This window comes from Aeromonas sp. 160P (assembly GCF_055193095.1).
On the sequence record NZ_JBUXKV010000001.1, the window covers coordinates 1,976,501 to 2,002,754 of the forward strand.

The window sequence follows — 26,254 nt, forward strand, 5'->3', positions numbered from 1 at the left end:
AGATCACTGTACCATCGCCGCCCGACCTGCCACCCGGCTGCATCTCCCCCTGCGACGGCGCTGGCGTCACCCGATACATGCTGTCACCCGGAACGTGAATGACCCCAGGATGGGACCCGCCACTAACCTGTAGGTTTGTGGTCTGCGTGTCGCGTGGGTCGGCACCTCTCCCGTCCGATCTTCCGCGATACCTGTCTGCAGACTTGCCATATGAAACTCCTCTCTTCATAGGTGCAAGATGACACTGTTATTGAGTCTGGTCGGTATACTGGCCCTGATGTTTATTGCCTGGCTGGCCAGTGAAAACCGCCGCGCTATCCGCTGGCGCACGGTATTGGGTGCGCTCGCCCTGCAGACCGGTTTTGCCGCGCTGGTACTCTATTTCCCCCCCGGCCAAGCCATTCTTGGTGCTATGAGCAATGGCGTCTCTGCCCTGCTCGGCTTTGCCGATAGCGGGATAAGCTTTGTGTTTGGCGATCTGGCCAGCAACGGCTTTATCTTCGCGGTGCGGGTGCTGCCGCTGGTGATCTTTATCAGCTCCCTGATCGCCGTGCTCTATCACTTCGGCATCATGCAGTGGGTGATCCGGGTGTTGGGGGGCGGTATTCACCGCCTGCTCGGCACCAGCCGTGCTGAATCCCTGGTGGCCACCGGCAATATCGTCCTCTCGCAGGGGGAGTCACCGCTGCTGATTCGCCCCTTCCTTGCCAGCATGACCCGCTCCGAACTGTTTGCGGTGATGACCTGCGGCATGGCCTCGGTGGCTGGCTCGGTGCTGGGCGGTTACGCCGCGCTGGGCGTAGATCTCAAATACCTGATTGCTGCCTCCTTTATGGCGGCGCCGGGCGGTCTCCTGATGGCAAAACTGCTGGTGCCCGAGCAGCAGCAAGTGTGCGATCAAGAGGAGATCCCGTTGGACAAGAGCGATTACAGCAACGCCATCGATGCGCTGGCGGGTGGTGCCATGAACGGCATGAAGATCGCTGTGGCTATCGGCACCATCCTGCTGGCCTTTGTCAGCGTGATCACCATGATCAACGCCGGTCTTACTACCGTGGGTGATTGGTTCGGCTGGGCCGATCTCTCCTTGCAACAGCTGCTGGGTTATCTGTTTGCCCCGGTGGCCTGGCTGATTGGTGTGCCTGCCAGCGAGATGATGGCGGCAGGTTCGCTGATTGGTCAGAAGGTGATCATGAACGAGTTCGTCGCCTATCTGGACTTTGTCCAGATCAAGGATGGCTTGAGTGCCCATACCCAGATCATCATTACCTTTGCCCTCTGCGGCTTCACCAATTTGGGCTCTATTGCGGTGCAAATTGGTTCTATCGGCACCATGGCACCGGAGCGCCGTCACGATGTGGCCAATATGGGGTTAAAGGCGGTGCTGGCCGCCACCCTGGCCAACCTGATGAGCGCCACCCTGGCCGGGATCTTTGTCTCACTGGCCTGATGGTGACCCGATAGCCGGTTAGTCAGCGGCTCAAACAAAAGACCCCCTCTTGCCGTTGGGCAGAGGGGGTCTTTTTCGTTGGTCTGGTTACCGCTGAAGATCGGGCAGCAGGGCTGCCTGCTCCTGACACTGATCAAAAGCTGTGACTCCCACCTGTTTGTATGCTGGCTGTGCAGCGTCTTGCTCAGAAAGGTGGATGTCCTAATTTCGTTTCCTAATTTGGCAGCATATCAAGCCCAACAATCAAGCCCCACACTTGTGATATATGAGCAGGGAGATCTGAGGTCGTCAGGGGGACGCTTGCCGGGGTGTGGCAACCAGATGGTGACGCGCCAGGATCTGGTGATAGATGCCCTTCTCTCTGACCATTTTCCAACCCAGTTGCAGGCGCTCAACCAGCGCCGGGGGGGTCGACAGGCTGGCGGCCAGATAGAGCTCGCCGGAGATATCTTTCAGCCAGAGTGCTTTGCTGACCTGCTCACTTTGATAGCCGAGCTCATTGAGGTGATAGATGAAGGCCCCCTCGTCGTAGGGCATCAGATCGATCCGTCCCCGCATCAGTTTCTGCACATTCTGCTCGTCTCTGGGCACCAGGGGTAACTGGCTCTCCGGGATCTGCTGCTCGAGCAGATAGCTGCGCTTGACATCATTCTTGAGCACGCCGATCCGGTAGCGGGCCGCGTCGGCCAGGTGCGTTAGCCGGATATCATCACGATCGGCCCGGCGCCACAGATAGACAATATGGGGGGTGATGGCACCGATCCACTGAAATTGGGTCTCCCGCTCCCTGGTGCGGCCCAGGTTGTAGATCAGGGTGGGGACCGGCTGTTGGGCCAGCAGATAGGCACGACTCCAGGGGTAGAAGCGGATCCGGTAGTCGATACCGGCCTCGGCCATGATGGCCTGGACTATCTCGGTGGAGATGCCCGTCGCTTCTCCCTCTACCTCCATCTGATAGGGGGGGAAGGGGGTCGTCACGATCGGCAGCGGCTCCAGGGGGCGGCAGAGGGCGACACTGGAGAACACGCTGGTCAGGAGGAGTAACCAGCGGCAAAACCGGCCATCAATCGTCATTCTGTCTGCTTTATCCCGGTTCATGTGTATCAACCAAGCCCGTAACGGCGTGAGCCTGAGAGGTGATACTACCTTGGCCGATAAATTTGGGACACTCGCTTTTTTATGACGCTCTGACTCGCGGGGGGATGTGATGCAACGCCAGCATTGGCTGGATCACCTGTACGAGTCCCACTGTGCCATCGCCCGGGATCTACTGGCTGAACCGCTGATCGATGATGAGGTGGCTGGTGTGAGCCAGGAGGCGGTGGTCGCGGGATATATACGTAGTGGTCAACAAAACCGGGACCCCACCTTTTCTGTACTGGCTGTGTAGCGTTTTGCTCAGAAAGGTCGGTGTCCTGATTTTTTTCTCCGAGCTCTACTGGGTCTGGTTGCCGGGGGTTTTGTTGATGCTGGTGTTGATGGGATGGCGGGTGTGGAGAAGGGGGCCTAGGAGATGCTGAGACTGGCGGCCAAGTGATGAAGATAGTCATAACTGTGCCACTGGGCGGCACAGAGGGCGAGCAGGGCTGATGCCTCCAAGGCACCTTGAACCCAGTGTCGGAGCAATATCCACAGGGCATGCAGTATGCAAAGACCCAGACTCGCCAGATAAATGATGGCTAACGCCACTTCAATCAAATCCGATATACCGTAGGGATCATTCGGATTGTGATAAAGCAGGTCATAGCCAAAGGCGCGAAATCCGAGTCTGATCAGAAACAGGGAAAAGCAGAGTGTGGCCAGTTGTTTTGTTTTTTGGCTTATTTCTGTCATGCAACTTTTCAAATCTTCCAACGTTAACTTTTGGGGCTGAGATGCAGTAGAGTTGGGACACCCATCTTTTTGAATGTTGGCTATGCTACGCCTTGCTCAGAAAGGTGGGTGTCCTAGATTTGAGATTTGGGAGTGATCAGAAAGATGGGGGCCTTAATTTTTTCTCATGGCGATTTAAGCTGTCTTGGATATAGCGAAAAACAGTATACATAGCATTTACAATCGCAGTAGCTTCCGGTAGTTCAAGTAACTCATTTACATGTGCAAGACTGGCTTTATTTCTCAGTGTAGAAAAAGCATCTATTGATGCAGCAAAGGAATTTAGTACTCTAGAAACTTCACTAGCACGATTCCCCGAAGCCTGCAGGGCTGGGTGAAGGTCACGCAATGACTTAAAGGCTTTGGAGACCGTGGGATCGTGCGGAAGCGTGATGTTGTTTTCATTACACAATTGAGTCAAGTACCCATGTAATGCCGTATGTGCTCTATCAATAGCACTAGATGCGTCTACAGTGCCTATTAGTGCTTTTGCATCACCCAATGCTCTCGCAACAATACTAGAAATTGTTTCATCAACTTCAGGTGCAGCTACTACCCCTCCCGTATTAATGAGATTTCCGTTTGTGATTAAAAATGGTATTTGATGCACTATAAGAATTTTATTAATGTGTTGTTCACTAGGCGCGGCTGCACCTTGGTTATTTATAACCTCAAATGCATCGTAAACAGCTGCAATAAAGTTTGGAGCATCTTGTGAAGCATTTTTAGCTTGATAGGTCAGATCAGATTCAGCCCATTCCAAACTAGAACTCTTTGCGTAACAATCACCTGATACTTTACAAAAGTGCTGTTTATATATTTCTATTAAATGTTTAGCGCCAATAGGTGATGAAACTCGTTTCATTAAAGATAGAAAATCATCAACGGCACCTCTGTCTAAAGCTATCGTCACTCCCATTGGGAATCTAAGTTCGCTTGCCATCTGTAGAGGCATAGATATTCTCCTTTTGTGTAACGACGTGCACAGCGGCGAGTAATGGCAACACTGGGATGCCCTAATTTTCTCTTGTTTTTCATCTCGTATATTGGGCTAAAAATCGTAGGTTGGTGCTGAACGAAGTGAAGCCCAACGTTTACCGTGAATATATCTGAAACTCTGTTTTACGGTTTTGCCACATTCTTGTTTATCCCGATTTGGTTGGCGCAATAAGACTCCCCTGTTGGGCTTGCTACACTCTGCGCCAACTTACAAAAAACCACGCTACCGCCCCTGAGTGACAGCCCCCAGTTCGCTGTTGTTAACCTGCGAGAAAGCAACAATCGCTGTCATGGTGTTCTTCCGAGAGGTTGATTGTCATTCGGGTATCTTAAGGGGGCAGGGGGCGCGTTGAGAAGCGGGTTTTGGTAGGAATCTGTGTTGGATCAATAAATTAGTTATCGGTTGGTGAGCAACTCATTTGGCAGGGAATGCAAAGCTGCCCTCACCCCAGCCCTCTCCCAGAGGGAGAGGGGGTAAAGAAAGGGAGCCGGTCAGGCTCCCTTGTTCGGTTATGTGAACTGGCAACTCAGGGTCACAGACTGCTGACCCCATACCCGATCTTAGCGATTGGTCGCGGCCTTCATCCCTTCCACAAACTCTTTCAGACGAGTGAGCATATGCTCCGGGTTCTGGTGGTGGGTCTCGATGATCTTCACCACGGCGGAGCCTGAGATGGCACCGGCGGCGCCTGCGGCAATAGCTTCACGCACCTGAGCCGGTTCGCTGATGCCAAAGCCGAGCAGGGCGGGGGGGGCCTTGAACTCGCGCAAGGTGTTGATGAGACCATCCACCGGCATGCCAGCCTTGGTCTCGGCACCGGTGACGCCAGCACGGCTCACCAGATAGGTGTAACCACTGCCGAGCTCCGCCACCTGTTTCAGGGTCTCGGCATCGCCATTGGGCGGGGCGATAAAGATGCTGTCGATGCCAAACTTGTCGGCGGCTGCCTTGTAGGGGGCGCACATCTGTACCGGCACGTCGGCGACCAGCACCGAATCCACGCCTGCCTGCTGGCACTTTTCATAAAAACCGTCGATGTGGCGCACATAGACCAGATTGGCGTAGACCAGCAGGCCAATGGGCAGCTGCGGATACTTGGCGCGGATGCGGCCGAGCAGTTCGAAGCAGTCGTCCGGGGTGGTGTGGCTGGCAAACGCCCGCAAGGCGGCGCCCTGAATGGTGGGGCCGTCCGCTACCGGATCGGAGAAGGGAATGCCGAGCTCGAGGGCATCAGCACCCCCTGCGACCAGCGCATCAACGATGGCCAGCGACAATTCGGGGGTGGGGTCACCCAGCATCACGAACGGCACAAAGGCGCCCTGATTGACCGCATCCAGACGGGAGAAGAGTTGTGCGTAACGGTTCATGACAAGGTTCCTTCTTTCTCGAAAATGTCAGCGACGGTGAAGATATCTTTGTCGCCACGGCCGGAGAGGTTGACGATGATCACCTGCTCTTTCTCCGGTTCACTGCGGGCCATCTTGAGGGCGTGGGCCAGCGCGTGGGAGGACTCCAGCGCCGGGATAATCCCTTCGGATTTGGCCAGCTCCTGGAAGGCGTCCAGCGCCTCCTTGTCGGTGATGGAGACATACTCGGCGCGGCCGATGGAAGCCAGATGGGCGTGCTGCGGGCCGACGGAGGGGAAATCCAGCCCCGCCGAGACGGAGTAGGACTCCTGAATTTGCCCCTGCTTGTCCTGCATCAGGTAGGAGTGCATACCAAAGAAAACCCCCTTGCTGCCGTGCCCCAGCGGCGCACCGTGCTCGCCACTCTCGATGCCGTGACCACCCGGCTCGACCCCGATCAGACGCACCTCTTTGTTGTCGATAAAGTCGGCAAACATGCCGATGGCGTTGGAGCCGCCGCCGACGCAGGCGATCACCGCATCGGGCAGGCGCTCCTCTTTCTTGAAGCACTGGGCCTTGGCCTCTTCGCCGATCATCTTCTGGAACTCCCGCACGATAGTGGGGAAGGGGTGCGGACCGGCGGCGGTGCCAAGCAGGTAGTGGGCGGAGTCGTAGTTGGCAGCCCAGTCACGCAGCGCCTCGTTGCAGGCATCTTTGAGGGTGCTGGAGCCGGAGTGCACCGGAATCACGGTGGCCCCCATCAACTTCATGCGAAAGACGTTGGGCTTCTGGCGCTCGCAATCCTTGGCACCCATATAGACCCGGCACTTGAGGCCGAGCAGGGCGCAGGCCAGCGCAGTGGCGACGCCATGCTGACCGGCGCCGGTCTCGGCGATGATCTCGGTTTTGCCCATCCGCTTGGCCAGCAGCGCCTGACCCAGTACCTGGTTGGTCTTGTGGGCGCCGCCGTGCAGCAGGTCTTCACGTTTGAGATAGAGGCGGGTCTTGGTGCCCTTGGTCAAATTGCGTGTCAGGGTGAGCGGGGTCGGGCGACCGGCATACTCGGTTAGCAGCTCCTGAAATTCGGCGATAAAGGCCGGGTCTTTCTGGGCATCGACGAAGGCTTTTTCCAGCTGAAGCAGGGCGGGGATGAGGATTTGGGGCACATACATGCCGCCAAATTCACCAAAAAACGGGTTGAGCAGGGTCATGGTTTCTTCCTTATACCTTGAATCAAAAAGACAATATTAAATTCGGTGTTATCGCTCTGCGCTTTCAAAGAGGCGAAGGGCATTGTTACAAGCCGCGCAGGGCGCTAAAGGCCGCAGCTAGCTTGTGTGGATCTTTCTGGCCCGGGGCACTCTCTACCCCCGAGTTGAAATCAAGGCCGAGGCAGCCGACCTCTGCCGCCTGCAGGGCGTTGTCGGGGTTCAGCCCACCCGCCAGCATCAGTTTGCTCTTGTCGAGCGTGGCCAGCATGGCCCAGTCGAACGCCTGACCGGTGCCGCCGCTCTGGCTGCCCACTTTTGTATCCAGCAACAACCGATCCGCCGGATAATCGAGGGCGGGCAGCGGCTCGCCGCTTTCTTTGCCAAGAGAGACGCCTATGGCTTTCCAGATCTGGCAACCAGCTGGCAGTTGCGGGCGCAGCGCCTCGATATAGGCGGCATCCTCATCCCCGTGCAACTGCACCGCGACCAGTCCCAGCGCCTCCACCGTCTGGACTATGGTGGCGGGCATGGCGTTGCGAAACACCCCGACGTAACAGAGCGGCGCCCCCGCCATCACGGCGCGGGCGGCGGGGATGTCCACGTAGCGCGGGCTTTTCGCCACAAAGATAAGGCCGCCGAACACGGCGCCAGCCTGATGGGCGGCGGCGGCATCCTCGGCGCGGGTCAGGCCACACACCTTGTTTTGACCCAGAGTGAGCTTGCGCACTGCGGCTTCCAGATCCGGTTCTGCCATCAGAGAGGATCCCACCAGAAAGCCCTTGGCGTAGGGGCGAAGATCCGCCACCTGAGCGCGGTGGTTGATGCCGGACTCGCTGATCACCACCCGATCGGCGGGAATGTCTTTGGCCAGCTGTTTGGTGCGGTTGAGATCGACGCTCAAGTCGCGCAGATCCCGGTTATTGATGCCAATCACGGGCGCGCCCAGCGCGATGGCACGGGTCAGCTCCTCCTCGTTGCTCACTTCGGTCAGCACGCCAAGACCCAGCTCTTTGGCTACCGCGAACAGGGCGCGATAGCCCTCGTCGGTGAGCACCGAGAGCATCAAGAGGATGGCGTCCGCCTGATAGTGGCGGGCCAGATAGACCTGATAGGGGTCAATCATGAAATCCTTGCACAGCACCGGCTGGCTGACGCGGGCGCGCACTCGCGGCAAAAAGGCGAAATCCCCCTGAAAGAACTTCTCATCGGTCAGCACCGAGATGGCGGTGGCGTATTTGCCATAGATGTCGGCGATGGCCTCCGGGCTGAAATCGTCGCGGATCAAGCCCTTGGAGGGGGAGGCCTTCTTGCACTCCAGAATAAAGCGGGTGGAGCCTGCCCTGAGCGCGCCGACGAAATCCCGATCGCTTGGGGTCAGCGTGCTCTGGAAGCTCTCCAGCGGCTGGGCCAGTTTGCGGGCGGCGATCCACTCCTGTTTGGCCGCCACGATCTTGCCGAGAATGGTCTGGCTGATGGAGGCCATGTTCAGAAAAGCATGGGGGGCAATAAGGTCTGACATCTCGTTATCCTTGCGAAACTGGCTCTTGCCCTGCGGGCGTTCTGAATGAGTGCTGTGCGACATGGTTGCTGACATCATGCCTCCTGATGGCCCGCTTCCTGATGGCTCAAAGTGGCGAGCCGGGCGGCCAGCTCTGCCGCTTTGCCGCTGGCGAGCACTGCCAGCACCTGTGCCGCCGCGCTCTTGAGATCCTTCGCCTTGCCCGACATCAGCAGCAGCGGGGCCACATTGGCGGCGATGGCGGCGTTGTGGGCCGGGGTGCCTTGCCCTGCCAGAATGGCGGCGGTGATGGCGCGGTTCTCTTCCGGTTCTCCCCCTTGAATGGCGCTGACCGGATAGGTCTCGAGGCCAAAATCAGCCGGGGTGATCATAAATTCGCGGATCTCGCCGTCACGGATCTGGGCCACCTGGGTCGGGCCGTGGATGGCAATCTCGTCGAGCCCGGCGCCGTGAACCACCATACCGGTTTTCAGTCCCAGTGCCAGCAGGGTTTCGGCGATGGGGCGCACCAGCTCGGGGGCATAGACCCCCATCAGCTGATAGGTGGGGCGAGCGGGGTTGATGAGCGGCCCCAGCACGTTGAACAGGGTGCGGGTCTTGAGGGCCTGCCGCACCGGCATGGCGTGGCGCACGCCAGCGTGATACTGGGGGGCGAACAGGAAGCAGATGCCAAGCTCGTCCAGACAGTGGCGCGCTTGCACCGGGCTCATGTCGAGCTTGATGCCCATCTTGTCCAGCAGATCGCTTGAGCCCGACTTGCTCGATACCGAGCGGTTGCCGTGCTTGGCCACTTTCAGGCCGCAGGCGGCGGCGACCAGCGCCGAGGTGGTGGAGACGTTGATGGTGTTGAGGCCATCGCCACCGGTACCGACTATGTCGCAAAACTCGTAGTCCGGACGCGGAAAGCCGCGCGCTTCCGCCAGCAGCGCCTCGGCGGCGCCAGCGATCTCCTCCGGTGTCTCCCCCTTGATCTTGAGGGCGGTCAGCAGGCTGGCGAGCACTATGGGATCCACTTCACCACGTACCACTTGCCCGAAGGCGTCGCGGGTACTTTCACGGCTCAGAGACTGACCCTGATAGAGGGTGTTGAGATGATGATGCATGTTGGTCTCCTTACCTTAACGCGCGCCGCGTGTCGAAAAAATGCTTTCTGGGCGGGTGATATGGGCGAGCGCCTGAGTCAGCAGACGGGCCCCTTCCGAGGTCATTATGGATTCCGGGTGGAACTGGAAGCCCAGCACCCTGTCGTCCTGCTGCTCGATGGCCATGGGCATGCCCTGATAGTGGGCAATCACCGTCAGCTCTTCCGGCACATAGGTGGCGACCAGCGAGTGGTAGCGGGCTACTGGCAGCGGGCTCGGCAGGCCGGCGAAGGCGCCGTGGCCGTTGTGCTCAATCAGGGAGCGCTTGCCGTGGACGATTTCGCCCGCCGCGCCGACAGTGCCGCCGTAGGCTTCGCACAGGGCCTGATGACCGAGGCAGATGCCGAGGATGGGCACCTGACCGCGAGCCAGCTTGATGAGATCAATCAGGCAGCCCGCCTCGTGGGGGGCGCCCGGCCCCGGCGAGAGCACCAGCACCGCATCCCCTTCGCAGGCGGCAATTTCGCTCATGATGCGGCTGGCCGGCAGGCTGTTGCGGTAGATCCGCACCGGATAGCCTAGGGAGCGGAACTGGTCGACTAGGTTGTAGGTAAACGAATCGAAGTTGTCGAGCAGGAAGATGTTAGTCATGGCTCACGTCCTTATGTTGCTCCTGCTGGGCGCTCAGGGCTTGCAGAGAGGTGCCATGGCTGGCTGCGATGGCGGCCAGTACAGCCGCCGCCTTGGCGCGGGTCTCGTCCGCTTCGGCCTGGGGTTTGGAGTCATAGACAACCCCGGCACCGGCCTGCACATGGGCCACGCCATCCTTGACGAAGGCGGAGCGGATGACGATGCAGGTATCCATTTCCCCTGCGCCGTTGATGTAGCCGACGGCGCCGCCATAGCTGCCGCGGCGCTTGCCTTCCACCATGCGAATGAGCTCGCTGGCGCGGATCTTGGGGGCGCCGGTGAGGGTGCCCATGTTCATGCAGGCCTGATAGGCGTGCAGGGCGTCAAGATCGGAGCGCAAGGTGCCGACCACCTTGGAGACCAGATGCATCACGTGGCTGTAGCGATCCACTTTCAGCAGCTCCTTGACGTAGCGGGTGCCGGGTTCGGAGATGCGGGCGATGTCGTTGCGGCCCAGATCCACCAACATCAGGTGCTCGGCCACCTCTTTTTCGTCCTGACGCAGCTCCAGCTCAATGCGGCCATCCAGATCCCGGTTGATGCTGCCATCCGGGTTCAAGCCGCGGCGGCGGGTACCGGCGATGGGGTACATTTCTACGTCGCGGTTGGCGGCGCAGAATTTCACCGCGCTCTCCGGCGAGGCACCAAACAGGGTGAAGTTTTCATCCTGCACGTAGAACATGTAGGGGCTGGGGTTGGTCTGCTTAAGGCGGCGATAGGCGGCCAGCGGGCTTGGACAGGGCAGGGAGAAGCAGCGGGACGGCACCACCTGGAAGATGTCGCCACGGCGGATGAAGCCTTTGAGCTTCTCCACCTCGGCGCAGAACTGCTTGTCGCTCTTGTCCACGCTCATGCCACCGGTCAGGGGCTGGGTGGTCAGCTCGGCGCAGAGGGGTTGCTGGCAAAGCTGTTTGAAGTCGGTGAGCCGTTCGCTCAAGCGGGTATATCTGTCGTCTACCTGGCTCTCGTCGCTGTCGCCGCCGAAGATGCAGGCCAGCAGTTGGGTAGAGCGCGCGATATGGTCGATGGTAATGAGGGTCTCGGCCACATAGAAGCAGTAGTCGGGGCAGTTGTTGCTCCCCTCCGGCACCTCTGGCAGATCTTCAAAAGAGGCGATCAGGTCATAGGCGAAGCTGCCCGCCATAAACAGAGCTTCTTTACCCAGCTGGCACTGCAGCTCCTGTTGCAGGGTGCGCAGCACGTCCAGCACGCTGCTCCCCTTGAGGCGAGAGTCTTCATCCTGCTCCCGATCGGAGGCCGGGAAGTCGAGTTGCAACTCGCCATCTACTAGCGAGCGTGCCACCACCACAGGCAGCCGTTCGGCCAGCAGGCTCTGCAACTGGGCGCCGTTGTCGTTGAGGGTGCGCACCCGCACGGTGCGGCCATGGCACTCGATGCGCAGGCAGGCATCTACCAGCAGCAGGCTCTGTTTACCGGCCTTGGAGTCGATCTCCACCGATTCCAGCAGCAGGTTGTTGGGGCGACCCTGACAGAGGCGGGTATAGAGCGCCAGCGGATCAGCCACATAAGGGGCGTTGAGTTTGAGGGTATCAAATTCACCCAGAGGAAGGCGATGTGTGGCTGTCATAGTGCGTTCCCTTGCGTGTGATGCGTTTTACCGATGTTCATGACATTGAATTCCTTGAAAATTAAATTGGTTTAGGCGGTTTCATCAGGGGCGCCATCGCCAGGTCAGTGTTCTTGTCTGAATTCTCGGTTTCATCACAGGTCCATTTGCCGGATAATAAAAAAGCCCGCTGGGGTCAGCGGGCTTTTTATTTGGGTTCTTAATTTGCTGTCAGATTACAGATACAGCAACGACCACACGCCCGCATGTCAGGGAGTGTGCCACCACCAGCTTGCTTTCAGGGTGATTGTCGTTTGCATGATAAAATCCTGTAAAAAGATGTTTGCAATGAAGTGCCTACAGAAAACGATAAAGCCGCGGCCAAGTCAAGTCGCTTTTTAGCCTTCTTTCACCGATTTGCCATGAATGGTGACCTGACCACGAGAGCGGAATTACCTGATGAGATTCGATCTGCACTGCCATACTACTGCCTCCGACGGGGTGCTGAGCCCAGCCGACCTGGTGCGCCGCGCCGCTGAAAAACAGGTCGAGGTGTTAGCAGTCACTGACCACGACACCCTTGATGGCCTTGATGAAGTGCGCCGCACTATCGAGAGTGAGCAACTGCCGCTGCGACTGGTGAGCGGGGTCGAGATCTCCACCGGCTGGGAGCACCACGAAATTCATATCGTGGCGCTGGGGGTGGATGAAAAAAATCCGCTGCTGGTGGCATTTTTAGCTGGCCAACGGGCCCGTCGCGAGGCGCGGGCACTGGAAATTGGGCGTCGTCTGGAGAAGTGCCTGATCCCCGGCACCTATGAAGAGGCCAAGGCGCTGGCCGGTGAGGCCGCCGTGACCCGGGCTCACTTTGCCCGGGTGCTGGTGGCGCGCGGGGTGGCCGACAACATGCAGAAGGTATTCAAGAAGTACCTGAGCCGGGGCAATAAAGGCTATGTTCCGGCCGAATGGCCAGAGATGAGCGAGGCGATCAGCGCCATTCACGCCGCTGGCGGGCTGGCGGTTCTGGCTCACCCCAGCCGCTATGGTCTCACCGCCAAGTGGATTAAGCGTTTGCTGGTGGCTTTCAAGGCGGCCGGTGGTGATGCCATGGAGGTGTCATTGCCCCAGCAGAGCCCGCAGGAGCGGGCCAACCTCGGTCAGTGGGCCAAGGATCACGACCTGTGTATTTCGGTGGGATCGGATTTTCACTTCCCTTCCAACTGGACCGAGCTGGGCCGCCACCTCTGGTTGCCCAAAGAGGGGATGCCCGTCTGGTTGGCCTATCCCGGTCACTTTGGGCTCACCACCGAGCAACAGGCCGAGCTGCTGGCGAGCCGCTAACGACGCCAACGAGGTGGCCGCAAGCAGGTGAAGTGGCCACAAACAGGTTAAGGTAGTGTCATGGGTCTGGAACCCGTGACCATACGAGCGGGCAGGTATTGCTGCCCCCATTGCGAGAACAAGCTATGAGTCAGCATTTTTACGTACATCCGGAAAATCCTCAGGCCCGTCTGATCAGTCAGGCGGTACAGATCATCCAGAACGGTGGCGTCATCGTCTATCCGACCGATTCCGGCTATGCGCTGGGTTGTCAGATGGGTGACAAGGGGGCGCTGGAGCGCATCTGCCGTATCCGTCGGCTCGATGCCAACCACGACTTCACCCTGGTGTGCCGTGATCTCTCCGAGATCGCCACCTACGCCAAGGTGGACAACGGCGCGTTTCGCCTGATCAAGAACAACACCCCGGGCGCCTACACCTTCATCTTCAAGGCGACCAAAGAGGTGCCACGTCGCCTGATGAACGAGAAGAAGAAGACCATTGGTATTCGGGTGCCGGATAACCTGATTGCCCAGGCACTGCTGGAGGCGCTCGGCGAGCCGCTGCTCTCCACCACCCTGATCCTGCCGGACTCCGAGATGGCCGAGTTTGATCCGGAAGAGATCTTCGACAAGCTGGGCAAGCAGATCGATCTGGTGGTCAACGGCGGTTATCTGGGCGAGCAGCCCACCACAGTGGTGGATTTCTCTGACGACGAGCCGGTGCTGCGTCGTCGTGGCGCCGGAGATCCGACCCCGTTTGAGTGAGTCTGCCGATCCTGTCTCCGTGACGGTCACGCCCCAGATGGGCGCACCGGTCGCGGAGTCAGCGGGGGAGTCCGTTCTCCCCCAAGCCATCCCATCCCCCATCGCGCGGGTACTGGGGCAGCCCTATCACGAGCTGCCCCAGGATCTGTTCATCCCGCCCGATGCGCTGGAGGTGTTCCTCGATACCTTCGAGGGGCCGCTCGATCTGCTGCTCTACCTCATCCGGCGCCAGCAGCTTGATATCCTCAACCTGCCGATCCTGCAGATCACCGCCCAGTACATGGAGTATGTGGAGCTGATGCAGGGGCTCAACCTTGAGCTGGCGGCAGAGTATCTGCTGATGGCGGCCTGGCTGGCAGAGATCAAATCCCGCCTGCTGCTGCCCAAGGCGCCGGAGCTGGAAGATGAGGAGGAGGGGGAAGACCCGCGGGTTACCCTTATTCGTCGCCTGCAGGAGTACGAGCGGTTCAAAGTGGGGGGCGAGCGGCTCAATGAGCTGCCACGGGTGGAGCGGGAGATCTTTATCGCCACCGCCTTGCCCCCCGATTTTGGCGCCCTCAAGCCATTGGCGCCCGATGTTTCGCTGGTTGAGCTCGCTCTTTATATGCAAAGTGTGGTAAAACGCGCGACTCATTTCGAACATCACCAGATCCGCCGCGAACAGATCCCGACCCGGGTGCGCATGGCGGAGATCCTCGCCATGCTCTCGTTGGGCCAGACCTTGCGCCTTGAGCAGGTGCTGCGTGCCGAAGAGGGGCGCATGGGTGTGTTGGTGACGTTCTTGGCCCTGCTGGAGCTGTGCAAGGAACAGCTGATCTGGGTCCTGCAGGCCCAACCGTTGGGCCAAATCTATTTTGCATTGGCCAGCCAGCGTGAGGAGGGCAACCATGGCGCTGCCCACTGAACGTTTAAAAACCCTGATCGAGGCGGCGCTGTTTGTGGCCGGTCGCCCGCTCAACGTCAGCGAGCTGAAAAGCAGCGTGCTGGCGGATTATCCGGTCACCAGCCGCTATGTTCAGCTGCTGTTGGCCGAGATCAGGCAAGATTACAGTACGCGGGGGGTCGAGCTCAAAGAGGTCGCCTCCGGTTGGCGTTTTCAGGCGCGTCAGGAGTATGCCGAGGAGCTGTCAAGGCTCTGGAGCGAGCGGGCGCCGCGCTATTCCCGCGCCGTGATGGAGACGCTGACGCTGATCGCCTATCGCCAGCCCATCACCCGTGCCGAGATCGAAGCGATCCGCGGGGTGGCGGTATCGAGCCAGATAGTGAATACCTTGAAAGAACGTGGTTGGGTGCGCAGCATCGGCCACAAAGAGGTGGCAGGCCGCCCCGAGCTGCTCGCCACCACCAGAGAGTTTCTGGATTATTTTAATCTGCAGAGTCTGGAACAGCTCCCCGAGCTGGATCCGGATCTGCAACCCCCGTTGCCCCCCATGCCAATGGCGGAGGGTGGCAGCGATCAACAATCAGGTAACCCCGATGAGTGAAAAACTGCAAAAAGTGTTGGCCCGCGCGGGTCACGGCTCCCGTCGTGAGATGGAGGCCCTGATCACCGCAGGTCGGGTCAGTGTGGATGGCAAGGTCGCCACACTGGGGGATCGCGTCGAAGTGAACGCCGTGATCCGGGTAGATGGTCACCAGATCAAGACCCGTGCCGCGGAAGAGGTCATCTGCCGCGTGCTGGCTTATCACAAGCCGGAAGGGGAGATGTGTACCCGTCACGATCCGGAAGGTCGTCCCACCGTGTTTGATCGTCTGCCCAAGATGGAAGGTGCCCGCTGGATTGCGGTTGGCCGCCTTGACGTCAACACCTCCGGTCTGTTGCTGTTCACTACCGACGGTGAGCTGGCCAACCGCCTGATGCACCCGAGCCACCAGGTAGAGCGTGAATACGCGGTACGTGTGTTTGGCGAGATCACCGAAGCCATGCTGCAGCGCCTGCGCAAAGGCGTGCAGCTGGAAGATGGCACCGCCAAGTTCAACAAGATCAAACCGGCTGGCGGCGAAGGTCTGAACCAGTGGTTCAACGTCACCCTGACCGAAGGTCGCAACCGTGAAGTGCGCCGTCTGTGGGAATCACAGGAAGTGCAGGTGAGCCGCCTGATGCGGATCCGGTACGGTGACGTGACCCTGGATCGTGGCATCCCCCGTGGTGGCTGGCAGGAGCTGAAACTGCCGGAAGTGAACTACCTGCGTGGTCTGGTGCATCTGCAGCCGGAGACCGAATCCAAGGTTGACCTGCAACAAGATGGCAAAACCAGCCGTCACAAGCAGGCCGCCCAGATCCGCCGCGCCGTCAAGCGTCACAAGGATATGCAAGGCATGGAGCCGCGCGCCCGCAGCACCACCGCCCGTCGCAAGCCGCAAGCCTCTACCCGCAACTCGGGTACCGGCAGCAAGTAAGCGACAACTCGTTGCGAACTGCGCGCTGACAAAGAGCGCGCAGTCGGCCAAGTAAAAGGCCCGCACCATCTGGTGCGGGCCTTTTTTGTAAGCGCGTTGCCCTGTGGCAATACTATTGGACCTGTGCCACCGCTTCATGAGTGAGTCGGCCGATCTCTTCCCACTGTTTCTCTGCGATCAGTTTCTTGTCGACCATCCATGATCCACCACACGCGATGACCCGCGGAATGGCCAGATATTCATTGATATTGTGAGTCGAGATCCCTCCGGTGGGCATCAGCTTGAGCTGGGTATAAGGGGCCAGCAGCGCCTTGATCATCGCAGTACCACCCGATGCTTCAGCCGGGAAAAACTTCAGGGTTGTCAGTCCCATCTCCAGCGCTGCTTCAATGGTGCTGGGGCTATTGACCCCGGGGATGATCGGGATGTCGAGCTCCTGACAGGCCTTGACCGTATTGGGGTTAAAGCCGGGGGAGACGATAAAGGTGGCACCCGCCTCTTTGGCTGCGATCACCTGCTCGCGGTTGAGCACTGTGCCAGCGCCAATCAGCATCTCTGGTTGGCTTTGGCGCAGCAGCCGGATCGCTTCGACCGCGGCGGCGGAGCGGAAGGTGATCTCGGCAACCGGCAGGCCGTTATTGGCCAGTGCCGCCCCCAGTGGAATGATATCTTCAGCCTGCTCGATGGCGATCACCGGGATCACTTTCAGGGCTTGCAGTTGTTCAGTAATGGATGACATTCGGTTGACCTCGTTTAGTGTGATGCCGGTTGGCTGGCCAGTGGCCTGATGAAGCTATCGGTGACGCTGCGGGTGGCACTTTCCGGAATAATCGCCCCCTTGTGCTGGATGACGATCCCCGCCAGTCGGTGGCCCATGCGGGCGCACTCTTCGATCGCTCGTCCTTGCAGATGGCCTGCTAGAAAACCGGCATTGAAGGAGTCCCCGGCCGAGGTGGTATCCACCACCTTGCTGACCGCTTGGGTCGGGATAGTGATGGCGGGCTCCCCGGCTTGCAGAGCCTGATAACAGCAGCCAGCCGCCCCCTGTTTGACTACCGCCTGCTGCACCCCGGCCGCCTTGAGTCGCTGCAGGGTCTGGGTCACATCCTCGTCCCCCCACAGGGCCTGTTCATCGTCATCGGTGACCAGGGCCAGCGCGGTGATGGCCAGCAGTTGCTGGTAGCAGGCCCGGGCGTCAGCCGGACTCTGCCACAAGGCGGGACGATAATTGCTGTCAAAAATGATCTCAACGCCCGCCCGGTGCAGCTCGCCAAGCCACTGCAGCAGAGCCTGTCGATCTGCCGCTGGCAGGATCGCCAGCGAAATGCCGCTGAGATAGAGCGCATCCACGTTGCTGACGGTCTGCTTGAGCCGTGGCAAGTGCGGATGCTGCATCAGATAGCGGGCAGCAGAATCATTGCGCCAGTAGAGAAAGGTGCGCTCGCCATGCTCATCAAGCTGGATAAGATAAAGGCCTGGATGACGCTGCTGGTCGATGAGCACGGCAGCGGTGTCGATCCCTGCGTGTTGCCAGCGGGCCATGATTTGCTGGCTGAGAGGATCCTGGCCCATGGCGGTCAGATAGCTCACCTGAATATTGCTGCGTTGGGAGGCTCGCGCGAGATAGATGGCGGTATTGAGGGTATCCCCCCCAAATGCCTGCTGCATGTCGCCAAACGGCTTGCCATTGAGCTCAATCATGCACTCCCCGAGCAGGGCAATCCGTTTCATCCCTGTGCTCCTAGCAGTTGAAAGTAGCGGGTGGCATTGTGATAGCAGATATCCTGGATCATTTTCCCCGACAGCTGCAGGTCACTGGGGATCTCGCCCTGTTCGATCCAGCGCCCCACCATGTCGCACAAAATGCGGCGGAAATATTCGTGGCGAGTGTAGGAGAGGAAGCTGCGGGAGTCGGTCAACATGCCGACAAACTGGCTGAGCAGGCCGAGTTGAGAGAGCTGCTCTAGCTGGCGCTGCATGCCATCTTTCTGATCGTTGAACCACCAGCCTGAGCCGAACTGGATCTTGCCTGCAATGCCTCCCCCCTGGAAGTTGCCCGCCATGGTTGCCAGCACCTCGTTATCACGAGGGTTGAGGCAATAGAGGATGGTCTTGGGCAGCTCATCGGTTTGATCCATCTCATCCAGCAGATGAGCCAGCTCCCAGGCAAACGGCTTGTCTCCGATAGAATCAAAGCCACAGTCTGCGCCAAGCAGGGTGAACATGCGGCTGTTGTTATTACGCTGTGCGCCCAGATGCAACTGCATCACCCAGCCTCGCTTGGCGTATTGACGGCCGAGCCATACCTGAACGGCTGTGGAGAAGGCGGCAATCTGTGATTCGTCCAGCACCTCTCCGGCCAGTCGGCGCTGGAGCAGCTGAGTCAGGGTCGCGTCGGAGGGAACAGGTGCATAACGTACCACTTCGATACCGTGATCCGCTGCTCGGCAGCCATGTTGGGCGAAGTGTTCAAGGCGCCGTTCCAGCGCGGTCAGCAAGTCGGCAAAGGTAGCAATGTCGACATCGGCGGCAGCACCCAATGCTCCAATGTAGTCAGCAAAACCGGCTTGCTCGATCTTGAATACCTTGTCGGGGCGCCAGCTGGGGAGCACCTCGATAGCAAAACCGGGGTCCTCGGCAATCTGGCGATGATAGATAAGTGAATCCACCGGATCATCGGTGGTACCGACCATGCGGACATTCATCTGCTGCATCAACCTGCGTGCGGAGAAGGCCGGGGTGGCGAGCAGTTCGTTGCAGTGATCCCATACCTTGTCGGCGGTGTTTGGCGCCAGGGCGATACCCTCCAGACCGAAGGGGCGGCGCAGTTCGAGATGTGTCCAGTGATAGAGAGGGTTACCCAGCGTTTGCGGGACTGTCTGTGCCCACGCATTGAACTTGTCACGACTGCTGCTGTTTTTGCCGGTGATCAGTGCTTCTGGGATACCGGCGCTGCGCATGGCTCGCCATTTGTAATGGTCGCCCTCCAACCAGATCTGGCCAAGATCATCGAATCGGCGATCTTCGGCAATCTCCCGTGGATTGAGATGGCAGTGGTAGTCATAGATAGGCATATCGGCGGCATAGTCATGATAGAGATGACGTGCCGCGTCGCTGTTCAACAGAAAATCCTTACACAGGAAAGACTTCATTTATTCATTTCTCCCTTGGCCCGGTCGTTGCCAGATATGGTGATTAGATCGCAGCGACGCAGTGACGGGCGCCGTGGTCAAGCAGCCCTTGATAGGCTCGAGTGACCGCATCGACAAAAGCACCCTGTTGCGGCAGTTCCGGGCCAAAGATGGCTTCAATGGCCAGCAACGGTTTGACCACGTTGCAGCTGAGACCGTGCTCTGCATAGATCGCCTGGAAGCGGTTGAGCAGGGGATCCCGGACATCGATCACCTCACCGTTTTTTCCCTCACCACTGACATAACGCATCCATCCGGCAATGCCCAATGCCAGATGCCGGTAATCACTGCCGTTCTTCAGATGGAAGAGGACGGAGTCGACCATACGCTGTGGCAGCTTTTGACTGCCATCCATGGCGATTTGCCAGGTCTGGTGTTTGAGCGAGGGGTTGGTGAAACGGGCGATCAGTTGTTGGGCATAGCCATCGAGATCCGTACCAACAGGCATGTTCAGGGTCGGCGCCTGTTCATTGAGCATCAGGTCAAGTGCAGCCTGGCGATAGGCCGAGTTCGTCATGGTGTCTGCGATATGGGCATAGCCGCCGAGGTAGCCGAGATAGGCGAGAAATGAGTGGCTGCCGTTCAGCATGCGCAATTTCATCTCTTCAAAGGGTACGACATTGCTGACAAATTCGGCACCAGCCAGATCCCAGTCGGGGCGGCCGTTGACGAAATTATCTTCAATTACCCATTGCCGGAACGGCTCGCAGGCGATGCCACAGGGGTCATAAACACCGATGGCTTGCTCAATCTCTGCCAGCGTCTCCTGGGTGGCTGCAGGTACGATGCGGTCGACCATGGTGCAAGGGAAGGTGACCTGCTCACGGATCCAGGATGCCAGCTCTCCATCGAGCAGTTCGGCAAATCCCAGAATGGACTGACGTGCAACATGACCATTTTCCTGCACGTTGTCGCAAGACATGACAGTAAAGGGAGGGAGGCCACGCTCTTTGCGCAGGCGCAGGGCGGCAACGATGCAGCCGATGGCGGAAGTGGGGGCATCAGGGTGCTGCAAGTCGTGCTGGATCAACGGATGCTGCGGGTTGAACTGCCCGGTGGCAGGGTCTGCGCAATAGCCTTTTTCAGTGATCGTCATGGATACAATGGCGACTTGCGGTTCTGCCATCTTCTCGAGGATGGCGGACATGCCGTCAAAGGTGGGATGCAGTGACTCCACCACAGAACCAATCACTTTGGGTTGTACGCTCTCGGCGCCCTTCTCCAGAACGGTGTAGAGGTGGTCCTGTGCTCTGAGCGAACGGATCAGCTCCTCACCACCGAACAGGTTGACCTCGCAGATCCCCCAGTCTCCGCCATTTTGAGCCAGCATCTCATGAGTGATCAGGGCTTGGTGTGCCCGATGAAAAGCGCCGAAACCAAGATGGACTATGCGGCTTTTTAGTGCATTACGTGGATACATAGCGTTTAATTTTCTGGTATTAAGCTCATAGTCAGAAATATTCATTTTAATTTTATCCTTTTTGCTCAATAGCCAAGCAAGATCTGAGGGAGCCACAAGCTAAGTTGTGGGATATATGTGACCAACATCAACGAGATGAACATGGCCGCATAAAAAGGCAATAATGGCTTGATTACTTTATCAATAGATATGTTTGCAACCGAGCAGCCTACGAAAAGTGCACTACCGACCGGAGGGGTACAAATACCTATCGCCAAGTTAAAGGTCATCATTACGCCAAAATGGACGGGATCAATTCCTAGATCTAGCGCAATAGGTAGGAATATTGGTGTAAAAATGAGGACTGCGGGAGTCATATCCATAAAAATTCCCACAATCAGCAAGATAATATTTATTATCAACAGCAGTACTAAGGGGTTATCAGATATGGCCAATAAAGCATCCGAAATCATATAGGGGATGTCAGCATTCGCCATAGCCCAAGACATTCCCATGGAAGCACCGACTAGCAATAGCACAATCGAGGTTGTAATCGCAGATTCAAGCACGATTTTTGGTAACTGTTTGAGTGATACCTCTCGGTATATTAATACAGCCAATACTAACGTGTATATGACTGCGATGGCGGATGCCTCTGTCGCAGTAAATATCCCACCAATAATCCCCCCCATAATAAGGATAACGAGCAGTAACGAAGGGAGTGCTTTAACTGTGGTATCCCATATTTGGGCACAACTTGGTTTCGGGGAAACGGGATAGCCTCTACGTTTGGCAATGATACCAGCAACAACCATAAGGCTTAATCCCATCAAAAGACCAGGAATGTAACCAGCCAAAAATAATGCTGCGATAGATGTTCCACCGGACACTAGGGAAAATACAATCAAGGTGTTGCTGGGTGGAATGAGTAAACCACTTGGACAAGAACTGATGTTAACAGCGGCAGAAAATGCAGGGTCATAACCCTCTTTTTTCTGCATCGGTGCCATAGTTCCACCAACGGCTGCTGCAGAAGCAACTGCTGAGCCTGATATGGCTCCAAAAAGCATATTGGCCATGATATTTACATGTGCCAGTGAACCTGGTAAACGGCCCCCTAAAACTTTCGCTAGGTTGATTAGTCGTTCCGCTATACCTCCCTGATTCATGATATTGCCAGCTAGAATAAAGAAAGGGATCGCTAATAGAGCAAAATTATCCATCCCCACAGCCATTCGTTGCGCCACGACTGTGATTGCTGTATCAAGTGGTAATGTCATTGCGATAGTTAATAACGAAGATAATCCAATTGCAAATGACACTGGAAGTCCAAGGAATAATAATACTCCAAAACTTCCAAACAAAGTGAGAATGACTTGCCAGTCCATAAATTACACCTTAATCCGGATTAACAATTTTCGGGAAAAATATCGAAACTATTTTGCTTTTTTGTCACAAGTAAAAGCATGAAATATATTGAGTAAATCACCATCAAGATGCCGGTGATTGGGAGGCAAAAATATACATACCCCATTTCTATACCGAGAGCAGGTGTCAACTGGCCTGCGGCTAAGGTTTGAATAGTTAGAACTGAACCGCCATAGATAAGCACGATGACCGCAAAAGCTGTGATCGCTATTTGAATGAAGAGCTCTACCAAAAGCTTTCGTTTACCACTTAGCTTCATGACGAGCAAGTCAATTGCTAGATGTCTTTTTTGTCCTGTGGTATAGGCTGCCCCGATCATTGCGACCCACATGAACAAATAGCGAGATAGCTCATCCGTTATGGTACTCGGGGCTGCGAAGATGTAGCGTGACAATACTTGCCACACGACACAAACAACTAAAAAGACAGACAAGCAAATTGTAAATGTTGCGAGTGTCTGGTTTAGATGAAAGATAAATTTTTTCATTACTTATCAGTCCTTTTCGGTGGGAATCTTCATGATTGGTTGACCAAAGATTCCATTGGGCTGGTGTAAGTATAGGATAGTGACTATTTATGTATCAGTGATAGCGGTCACATAAGGACAGGTCGACCTACTTACGTCTCTAAACTGTGATCCTGGTCGACCAATCTAGCTTTTTACTTTGACTTCCCCTAAGTGGAGGGGGCACTATCGCTTCCGATAAACCTAAAATCCTTAATTTGGTCAACCAGTCAGGGTGCTAGCAAACACCGTTTTGCTCTCTGGCTAATGGGAGAGTCACCTATGAATGCTTCTAAAACTTTGCTTGGTACAGTGATTGGAACTCTGCTCTTGCTTGGGTCATCTCAAGCCATGGCTGTAACAACATTGAAATTGAGCCACAACCATAATCGTGATCATGCCGTACATAAGGCAATGTCTGAGATGGCAAAGGAAGTCCGTGAAAAAACCAGCGGGGAGGTGGTGATTAGAATTTATCCAGATGCTCAGTTGGGTTCACAGCGTGAATCGATGGAGTTGATGCAAAATGGTGCTTTGGATATGGTTAAGAGTAATGCGGCGGAACTTGAATCTTTTGGCGCTGCTTACTCTGTATTTAACCTGCCATATCTGTTTCGTGACAAAGAGCATCTATTTAAGGTCGAAGAGGGGGATATTGGACGGGAGATACTGAATTCTACAAAAGCGTCAGGTTTCGTTGGTCTGACTTATTACGATGCCGGTGCTCGTAGTCTGTATGCCAAGAAACCGATTAGCTCACCAAGTGACCTGAAGGGTATGAAAATAAGGGTTCAGCCTAGTCCATCAGCTATTGCTATGGTCAAAGCCTTGGGCGGAAACCCAACCCCCTTGGCTTATGGTGAGCTGTACACTGCATTGCAGCAAGGTGTTGTTGATGCAGCAGAGAACAACATCCCGTCTTTTAGCTTGAGTCGTCATAGTGAGGTTGCAAAATTTTTCAGCCTTGATGAGCATACTATGGTGCCTGATGTCTTGGTTGTTTCGACGAAAACGCTGGATAAATTGACCCCGGATCAGCAGCAGGTGTTATACACGGCGGCCACCAATTCTTCTGAGTTGATGAAAAAGCTGTGGGCTCAGTCAGAAGCACAAGAGCGTGCTAGCGCAGAGAAGGCTGGGGTTACTTTCAGCAATGTTGATAAAACCCCCTTTGTTGATGCTGTTCAGCCAATGTATGTTGATATCAAGCAGAACAATCCTCAGCTAGATGCAATGGTAGAGCGAATCAAAGGTGTCAAATGATTAGTGGATGAAGATGTGTTCATCTTGATTCATTCATACACATAATGATTGGTTGACCAATTTGGGGCGTTCGCTATGATAGCAAACATTACTTCTATTATCGCTAGGCTTTACTCAGATGACTATTGAAATAAAACGTCCATATCAAGAGGTAGGATTGTTTCTCCGTAACCAATTGTCGGATGGGCAGTACCAAATTGGGGATCGTCTACCACCAGAACGTGACATTGCTGAGCAACTTGGTGTTGGCAGAACTGTGGTTAGAGAAGCATTGATCATGCTGGAATTGGAAAATCTGATTGAGGTTCGTAAAGGTTCTGGCGTGTATGTAATCCAATTACCTCAGCAGAAAAACAACATATCTATTGATGTATCTCAAAGCATTGCTGGACCATTTGAGATGCTACAAGCAAGACAGCTGTTGGAAAGTAATATTGCTGAATTTGCTGCTTTGCAGGCTACACCTCATGATATATCAAAAATGCGTAAAGCATTGGAGCTGGAACGACAAAATTTGATTTCTGGAGAAGGTGAGGAAGGCGACCATATCTTTCATCTAGCTATCGCAGAAGCAACACAAAATAGTGTATTGGTTGAGCTGTTTAAGCAGTCTTGGGATATTCGTGAAAATAATCCAATGTGGAAAAAATTGCACGCAAGAATTACTGATTTGACATATCGACAAGAGTGGTTTGGTGATCACCAAGCAATACTGTCGGCTATGATCAAGAAGGATCCTGAAGCAGCTAAAAAAACAATGTGGCATCACCTTGAAAAGGTAAAAATCAGATTGATGGAGCTTTCTGATAGTGATGACCCCAACTTTGATGGATATCTCTTCAGTTCCTATCCAGTATTTCCGTCAAGGCGAAATAACATCTCGCAGTAAACTATAAATTTATTTTATTATCGGTGTCCCGATCTTTTATAAAGTATCGGTCGGGTCACTTCATTAAAAATATAGGTGAACATATGGAACAAACATGGCGCTGGTATGGTCCTGATGACCCGGTAACCTTGAACGATATAAAACAGGCTGGCGCAACGGGCATTGTGACTGCATTGCACCATATACCCAATGGTCAGATTTGGAGTAAGGATGAGATCCTAACTCGCAAAACCTTAATCGAAGAAAATGGTTTGACCTGGTCTGTGGTAGAAAGTGTGCCAGTACATGAAGAGATCAAGACACATTCAGGCCAGTATCAGCAATGGATTGATAATTATAAAGTGTCGATCCGTAATCTGGCCGCCTGTGGTATTGATACTATTTGCTATAACTTTATGCCGGTGCTGGATTGGACCCGAACAGACCTTGAGTTTGAGATGCCGGATGGTTCCCGTGCACTACGTTTCGATCATATCGCATTTGCTGCTTTTGAGCTCTATATCCTGAAACGTCCTGGCGCGACTCATGAATACTCTCAGGAAGAACAACAACAAGCGCTGAGCTATTTTCACGGTATGAGCGTGGAGCAAATAGAGACGCTCACTCGCAATATTATCGCAGGTTTGCCTGGTGCCGAAGAGGGCTATACTCTGGAGGCATTTCAGGTACAGTTGGATAAATACAAGGATATCGACAAAGACCGTTTGCGGGAGCACATGGCCTATTTTCTCGATGAAATCGTACCTGTGTGTGAAGAGTCAGGCGTCCGCTTAGCTGTCCATCCGGATGATCCTCCCCGCCCGATCTTGGGGTTGCCGCGTATTGTTTCCACCATTGAGGATATTGCGTGGCTGGTTGACCGAATTCCCAGTCAGGTCAATGGTATTACCATGTGTACCGGTTCGTATGGTGTTCGTGGGGATAATGATTTGGTTGATATGATCAAGCGTTACGGGGAGCGTATTTATTTCACACATCTACGTTCCACCAAACGTGAAGACAACCCCAAGACATTCCACGAAGCGGCTCACCTTGATGGTGATGTCGATATGTATAATGTGGTATTGGAAATAGTACGTGAAGAACAGCGTCGGCTGAAAAATGGTGATAATAGACTTATTCCCATGCGGCCAGATCATGGTCATCAGATGATTGATGATCTGAAAAAGAAAACGAATCCGGGATACTCATGTATTGGGCGTCTTAAAGGGCTGGCCGAAGTGAGGGGATTGGAAATGGGTATAACCAAAGCTCTTTTCTCAAATAACTGACAATTATTGTGTCTGGTTGAGTCGTGAATAAACCAAGGAGGCTATTGAGCCTCCTTTCTTGTATTAGGGTGTCATTAACCGTCA

Annotated in this window: 25 protein-coding genes and 1 pseudogene; 11 read left to right on the forward strand and 15 right to left on the reverse strand. The window is 55.6% G+C overall.

Features of this window, described 5'->3' with window-relative positions:
- Window positions 1-238: 238 nt before the first annotated feature.
- Window positions 239-1,450, forward strand: a complete 1,212-nt coding sequence (locus ACY8FN_RS09335; protein ID WP_042020650.1) for a NupC/NupG family nucleoside CNT transporter — start codon at window positions 239-241, stop codon at window positions 1,448-1,450.
- A gap of 288 nt (window positions 1,451-1,738) precedes the next feature.
- Here the strand turns inward: ACY8FN_RS09335 and ACY8FN_RS09340 are convergent, their stop codons facing one another.
- A complete protein-coding gene (locus ACY8FN_RS09340; protein ID WP_463099833.1) occupies window positions 1,739-2,524 on the reverse strand; it encodes a substrate-binding periplasmic protein in 786 nt (261 codons plus the stop codon).
- 133 nt (window positions 2,525-2,657) lie between these two features.
- Between ACY8FN_RS09340 and ACY8FN_RS09345 the strand changes: the two genes are divergently transcribed.
- Both ACY8FN_RS09345 and ACY8FN_RS09350 read left to right on the forward strand, forming a co-directional pair.
- Window positions 2,658-2,840, forward strand: coding sequence for a hypothetical protein (locus ACY8FN_RS09345; protein ID WP_463101208.1), 183 nt, complete (start codon window positions 2,658-2,660; stop codon window positions 2,838-2,840).
- 34 nt (window positions 2,841-2,874) lie between these two features.
- Window positions 2,875-2,970, forward strand: a pseudogene (locus tag ACY8FN_RS09350) (metal-dependent hydrolase); the annotation flags it as partial.
- Here the strand turns inward: ACY8FN_RS09350 and ACY8FN_RS09355 are convergent.
- The 8 genes from ACY8FN_RS09355 to ACY8FN_RS09390 all read right to left on the reverse strand — a co-directional run bounded on the left by ACY8FN_RS09355 (window position 2,957) and on the right by ACY8FN_RS09390 (window position 11,758).
- A complete protein-coding gene (locus ACY8FN_RS09355; RefSeq protein WP_463099834.1) occupies window positions 2,957-3,304 on the reverse strand; it encodes a hypothetical protein in 348 nt (115 codons plus the stop codon). The pseudogene ACY8FN_RS09350 and the gene ACY8FN_RS09355 sit on opposite strands and share 14 nt — an antisense overlap.
- 115 nt (window positions 3,305-3,419) lie before the next feature.
- Entirely contained in the window at window positions 3,420-4,277 is an 858-nt protein-coding gene (locus ACY8FN_RS09360) for an abortive infection family protein (RefSeq protein WP_463099835.1), read from the reverse strand.
- 605 nt (window positions 4,278-4,882) lie between these two features.
- Complete coding sequence (gene trpA / locus ACY8FN_RS09365) at window positions 4,883-5,689, reverse strand: tryptophan synthase subunit alpha (protein ID WP_429232725.1); 807 nt, start codon at window positions 5,687-5,689, stop codon at window positions 4,883-4,885.
- Complete coding sequence (gene trpB, locus ACY8FN_RS09370; protein WP_463099836.1) at window positions 5,686-6,879, reverse strand: tryptophan synthase subunit beta; 1,194 nt, start codon at window positions 6,877-6,879, stop codon at window positions 5,686-5,688. Before trpB ends, trpA begins: the two co-directional genes overlap by 4 nt.
- An 85-nt stretch (window positions 6,880-6,964) precedes the next feature.
- The gene (gene trpCF / locus ACY8FN_RS09375; RefSeq protein ID WP_162515532.1) at window positions 6,965-8,473 is read right to left on the reverse strand and encodes a bifunctional indole-3-glycerol-phosphate synthase TrpC/phosphoribosylanthranilate isomerase TrpF; all 1,509 of its coding nucleotides are present in this window, start codon (window positions 8,471-8,473) and stop codon (window positions 6,965-6,967) included.
- Window positions 8,473-9,501: an anthranilate phosphoribosyltransferase gene (trpD, locus tag ACY8FN_RS09380; protein ID WP_139691322.1), complete on the reverse strand. Its 1,029-nt coding sequence runs from the start codon at window positions 9,499-9,501 to the stop codon at window positions 8,473-8,475. Before trpD ends, trpCF begins: the two co-directional genes overlap by 1 nt.
- A gap of 15 nt (window positions 9,502-9,516) precedes the next feature.
- Window positions 9,517-10,131 (reverse strand): aminodeoxychorismate/anthranilate synthase component II, encoded by a 615-nt coding sequence (locus ACY8FN_RS09385; RefSeq protein ID WP_139691323.1) that lies wholly within the window; start codon window positions 10,129-10,131, stop codon window positions 9,517-9,519.
- Complete coding sequence (locus ACY8FN_RS09390) at window positions 10,124-11,758, reverse strand: anthranilate synthase component 1 (RefSeq protein WP_139691324.1); 1,635 nt, start codon at window positions 11,756-11,758, stop codon at window positions 10,124-10,126. Before ACY8FN_RS09390 ends, ACY8FN_RS09385 begins: the two co-directional genes overlap by 8 nt.
- Before the next feature lie 438 nt (window positions 11,759-12,196).
- On the opposite strand from ACY8FN_RS09390, the gene rnm reads away from it, so the two are divergent.
- The 5 genes from rnm to rluB all read left to right on the forward strand — a co-directional run bounded on the left by rnm (window position 12,197) and on the right by rluB (window position 16,224).
- Complete coding sequence (gene rnm / locus ACY8FN_RS09395) at window positions 12,197-13,078, forward strand: RNase RNM (RefSeq protein WP_139691325.1); 882 nt, start codon at window positions 12,197-12,199, stop codon at window positions 13,076-13,078.
- A 125-nt stretch (window positions 13,079-13,203) separates the two neighbouring features.
- The gene (locus ACY8FN_RS09400; RefSeq protein WP_042020663.1) at window positions 13,204-13,824 is read left to right on the forward strand and encodes an L-threonylcarbamoyladenylate synthase; all 621 of its coding nucleotides are present in this window, start codon (window positions 13,204-13,206) and stop codon (window positions 13,822-13,824) included.
- Window positions 13,817-14,728, forward strand: coding sequence for a segregation and condensation protein A (locus ACY8FN_RS09405; RefSeq protein ID WP_420898169.1), 912 nt, complete (start codon window positions 13,817-13,819; stop codon window positions 14,726-14,728). Before ACY8FN_RS09400 ends, ACY8FN_RS09405 begins: the two co-directional genes overlap by 8 nt.
- Window positions 14,712-15,308: an SMC-Scp complex subunit ScpB gene (gene scpB, locus ACY8FN_RS09410; protein ID WP_042020667.1), complete on the forward strand. Its 597-nt coding sequence runs from the start codon at window positions 14,712-14,714 to the stop codon at window positions 15,306-15,308. Before ACY8FN_RS09405 ends, scpB begins: the two co-directional genes overlap by 17 nt.
- A complete protein-coding gene (gene rluB / locus ACY8FN_RS09415) occupies window positions 15,301-16,224 on the forward strand; it encodes a 23S rRNA pseudouridine(2605) synthase RluB (RefSeq protein WP_042020669.1) in 924 nt (307 codons plus the stop codon). The genes scpB and rluB overlap by 8 nt, the downstream gene beginning before the upstream one ends.
- 112 nt (window positions 16,225-16,336) lie before the next feature.
- Here the strand turns inward: rluB and ACY8FN_RS09420 are convergent, their stop codons facing one another.
- The 6 genes from ACY8FN_RS09420 to ACY8FN_RS09445 are packed head-to-tail and all read right to left on the reverse strand — an operon-like array spanning window position 16,337 to window position 22,729.
- Window positions 16,337-16,963 carry a bifunctional 4-hydroxy-2-oxoglutarate aldolase/2-dehydro-3-deoxy-phosphogluconate aldolase gene (locus tag ACY8FN_RS09420; protein WP_463099837.1) on the reverse strand — a complete coding sequence of 209 codons (627 nt, stop codon included), beginning with the start codon at window positions 16,961-16,963 and terminating at the stop codon, window positions 16,337-16,339.
- A gap of 14 nt (window positions 16,964-16,977) precedes the next feature.
- A complete protein-coding gene (locus tag ACY8FN_RS09425; RefSeq protein WP_463099838.1) occupies window positions 16,978-17,955 on the reverse strand; it encodes a sugar kinase in 978 nt (325 codons plus the stop codon).
- Window positions 17,952-19,376, reverse strand: a complete 1,425-nt coding sequence (uxaC, locus tag ACY8FN_RS09430; RefSeq protein ID WP_463099839.1) for a glucuronate isomerase — start codon at window positions 19,374-19,376, stop codon at window positions 17,952-17,954. The genes ACY8FN_RS09425 and uxaC overlap by 4 nt, the downstream gene beginning before the upstream one ends.
- Before the next feature lie 43 nt (window positions 19,377-19,419).
- Window positions 19,420-20,880, reverse strand: a complete 1,461-nt coding sequence (locus ACY8FN_RS09435; protein ID WP_463099840.1) for a fructuronate reductase — start codon at window positions 20,878-20,880, stop codon at window positions 19,420-19,422.
- Window positions 20,881-20,900: 20 nt separating this feature from the next.
- On the reverse strand, window positions 20,901-22,202 hold the full coding sequence (locus tag ACY8FN_RS09440; RefSeq protein ID WP_463099841.1) for a TRAP transporter large permease: 1,302 nt from the start codon (window positions 22,200-22,202) through the stop codon (window positions 20,901-20,903).
- Window positions 22,203-22,222: 20 nt separating this feature from the next.
- Window positions 22,223-22,729 carry a TRAP transporter small permease gene (locus ACY8FN_RS09445; protein ID WP_139691331.1) on the reverse strand — a complete coding sequence of 169 codons (507 nt, stop codon included), beginning with the start codon at window positions 22,727-22,729 and terminating at the stop codon, window positions 22,223-22,225.
- Between the two features lie 300 nt (window positions 22,730-23,029).
- On the opposite strand from ACY8FN_RS09445, the gene ACY8FN_RS09450 reads away from it, so the two are divergent.
- The 3 genes from ACY8FN_RS09450 to uxuA all read left to right on the forward strand — a co-directional run bounded on the left by ACY8FN_RS09450 (window position 23,030) and on the right by uxuA (window position 26,170).
- Window positions 23,030-24,010, forward strand: coding sequence for a TRAP transporter substrate-binding protein (locus ACY8FN_RS09450; protein WP_139691332.1), 981 nt, complete (start codon window positions 23,030-23,032; stop codon window positions 24,008-24,010).
- A gap of 118 nt (window positions 24,011-24,128) precedes the next feature.
- On the forward strand, window positions 24,129-24,899 hold the full coding sequence (locus ACY8FN_RS09455; protein WP_139691333.1) for an FCD domain-containing protein: 771 nt from the start codon (window positions 24,129-24,131) through the stop codon (window positions 24,897-24,899).
- 83 nt (window positions 24,900-24,982) lie between these two features.
- Window positions 24,983-26,170, forward strand: a complete 1,188-nt coding sequence (gene uxuA, locus ACY8FN_RS09460) for a mannonate dehydratase (RefSeq protein ID WP_463099842.1) — start codon at window positions 24,983-24,985, stop codon at window positions 26,168-26,170.
- Window positions 26,171-26,254: the final 84 nt, after the last annotated feature.